We start from the raw sequence: 2,565 nt of genomic DNA, 5'->3' as shown, positions 1-2,565 counted from the left end.
AAAAGGACATCACCAAAACAAAAATAAAAGATCCTATTCCGAAGATTTTCAATAATCTAATCAGTTCCGGTGATAGGGTGTCTTTGTTATATTTTGCCAAGGGAATAAACTTTATTGTTACACTATTTTGGAAGAGTAAGGAAATTGCAATATCAAATTCAAGCATTTGATCGCCTTGAATAACGCGATGGGTTCTAACATTATATCAATTTATTTCCATCTATATCAACCTTATATCATTTAATGTACATAAGAACCGGCATTGATATCAATCGTACACCCTGTGGCATGGTCCGCGAGACCTGAACATAATAAAGTCACCATCGGGGCAATATCCTTTGGTTCGGTAAGTTGGTTGAGCGCGATATCATTCAAAGCATAAGCTTCTCCATATTGGTCCATAAAATCCTGTGCCATGTCAGTCCTTGTAAATCCCGGCGCAATAATAAAAGCCTTGATTCCTTCTTTTCCATAATACCTGGCGATCGATCTGGTATAACTCACGATAGCGGCTTTGGATGCAGCGTAAGCCAGATAATCAGGCGTATCTCCTCTAAATGCCGCACGGGAAGAAATGTTTACAATCCTCCCGTTTTTATTTTGACGGGCATGCTCGATAAATTCCTTGCTGATAATGGCCAAGGCATGGATATTGACATCCATGGTTTTATGCCAGACATCCATCCATTCTGCGGTGGGAGCATTGTCTGGAATTCCGATTGCGATACCGGCATTGTTCACCACAGCATCGATTTTTCCATATGTTTTGATGAGTCCCGGAATCCACCCTTTGACAGATTCTAGTTCAGATAAGTCACAGGGTACAAGGTGGGAAGGGTTTGGTAAAGAATCTTGAAGTTTTTTTGCTTCAGTGATATTCTTGTTGAAATGAAGCAAAACCTCAGCTCCTGATTTTGAAAGTTGGGAGGCGATGGCTGCGCCTATACCACGGGAAGCTCCTGTGACAAGGATTCGATGGTTACTCAGGTCGATTTTCATAAAGGATAAAATTCTAATAATTGATTTCAAAATTTACGGTTTCCTGAGATACCAATTTGACTGTTTGAGTAAAATCAGGGTGCAAAGGATTGATCAAGAGGTTATGTTCATTGGGAAAAGAACTTGCAGGAATCCTTCCGGAGGGTATCTGTAAAGCAACAGATGCCATCTGTCTCGCCCAGTAATTTCCCAATTGCTGTGTGCTGATCGGATGTGGACGCCTTCTCCAATCTGAAGGCCAGTCAGAAGGTTCCAAATAAGGGATTTCCCCTGAGATATCCATGGTAACCAAGGACCATGATGCTCGGCTTACAGTGGGACCTTTGATGCTGAGCAATTCCAAAAAGTTAAGGGAAATTTGGTTGCAGGCATAAATCAAAGGTGTGCCATAAGGATTCCATCTACCTGCCCCCAACCCAAAACCCAAGGGACTTCTTCCGGGCAGATTTTCTATAAGTCGGTAGTATTTCAAAATGGAGATTACATAAAATTACCCCAAGACATAGCCTCCAATGCCTCCTCTACCAGTTCCAATCCATAAGGATCCCGCATCATATCAGCAGGAATCCGGTCTCCCAATGAAATATTTGAGGTGTGGAGCCATTCAGAAAACAATACCTCAGATCCAAAAATCCGGATTCCCTTAAATACTATTTTATCCATATCCATGATACTTTTGGTCAGCAATCGGGTCAGTATTTTGTCTTCTTTTTTCCAACGGGATAGTGTGCTTGGATCCACTTCCATTAGCTCTGACACATCATGCTGACTGTAACCCAAATAGTCAAATAACGGCTTGGTATCTGCAAAAGACATCGAGACCTCCATATAAGCACTTGGCTCCGCAACCTTATCACTTGGCGCTTTGAAAAAGTATTGGGAAGCAAATAAATCCGGCACATCGGATGTATCCCGATAACCTGAGAGTGTATAAGTGTAACTGATGGTCATAGCTGATCCATTGATATCCTCTTCAAAGATAATAAGATTTTGTTATTTGCAATAATATTATATTGCATTTGCAATAAATTTACAGAATCTTCTTAATATCTTCTGATTGTAGGTTACAGTTGATCCAACCGCTGTCGAGGTCAGCACCATACTTCTGATAGAAATTGATTGCAGGAGTATTCCAATCCAAAACCTGCCACATCATTCCGGTACAATTGGCTTCGATGCATTTCAGCATCGTACGGTCAAATAGCAATTTGCCCGCACCATTGCCTCTTTCAGACTCAGTCACCACTATATCTTCCAGGTAAAGCCGCTTCCCTTTCCAGGTACTGTAGCGGTAGTAAAATATGGAGATGCCAATGATCTCACCAGTGCTATTCTTTTCAGCTACAAAAAGTCCATAAATGGGATTCGGCCCGAATCCGTCTTCTTCCATCATTTCCAATGTGTTGGTTACTTGCTCAGGTGCTTTTTCGTAAAGTGCAAGTTCTTTGACCAGTTCCAAAACCCTTGGAAGGTCTTCTATTTTTCCTTTTCTGATGGTATACATGCTGGAAAATTACCAAAAAACACAAAGGCAAAAAATCAATTTATATATTTGGATCTATGGGG

The 2,565-nt window shown here is 41.1% G+C and carries 4 protein-coding genes; all 4 read right to left on the bottom strand.

Annotated features, from left to right (window positions below):
* Positions 1-240: 240 nt before the first annotated feature.
* The 4 genes from ACZFYI_RS18865 to ACZFYI_RS18850 all read right to left on the bottom strand — a co-directional run bounded on the left by ACZFYI_RS18865 (position 241) and on the right by ACZFYI_RS18850 (position 2,503).
* Entirely contained in the window at positions 241-999 is a 759-nt protein-coding gene (locus ACZFYI_RS18865) for an SDR family NAD(P)-dependent oxidoreductase (protein ID WP_462525668.1), read from the bottom strand.
* Positions 1,000-1,012: 13 nt separating this feature from the next.
* Complete coding sequence (locus ACZFYI_RS18860) at positions 1,013-1,471, bottom strand: RES family NAD+ phosphorylase (RefSeq protein ID WP_462525667.1); 459 nt, start codon at positions 1,469-1,471, stop codon at positions 1,013-1,015.
* 8 nt (positions 1,472-1,479) lie between these two features.
* Positions 1,480-1,950 carry an antitoxin Xre/MbcA/ParS toxin-binding domain-containing protein gene (locus ACZFYI_RS18855; protein WP_462525666.1) on the bottom strand — a complete coding sequence of 157 codons (471 nt, stop codon included), beginning with the start codon at positions 1,948-1,950 and terminating at the stop codon, positions 1,480-1,482.
* A 79-nt stretch (positions 1,951-2,029) separates the two neighbouring features.
* Complete coding sequence (locus ACZFYI_RS18850) at positions 2,030-2,503, bottom strand: N-acetyltransferase family protein (protein ID WP_462525665.1); 474 nt, start codon at positions 2,501-2,503, stop codon at positions 2,030-2,032.
* Positions 2,504-2,565 lie beyond the last annotated feature (62 nt).

The organism is Aquiflexum sp. (genome assembly GCF_977115555.1).
Note: the sequence above shows the minus strand (reverse complement) of the source record. Positions and strands in the feature narration are given on the sequence as shown.

Excerpts from the sequence above, each read along its gene's own strand:
- ACZFYI_RS18865 (WP_462525668.1), bottom strand. The coding sequence starts at position 999 with ATGAAAATCGACCTGAGTAACCATCGAATCCTTGTCACAGGAGCTTCC.
- ACZFYI_RS18855 (WP_462525666.1), bottom strand. The coding sequence starts at position 1,950 with ATGACCATCAGTTACACTTATACACTCTCAGGTTATCGGGATACATCC.
- ACZFYI_RS18850 (WP_462525665.1), bottom strand. The coding sequence starts at position 2,503 with ATGTATACCATCAGAAAAGGAAAAATAGAAGACCTTCCAAGGGTTTTG.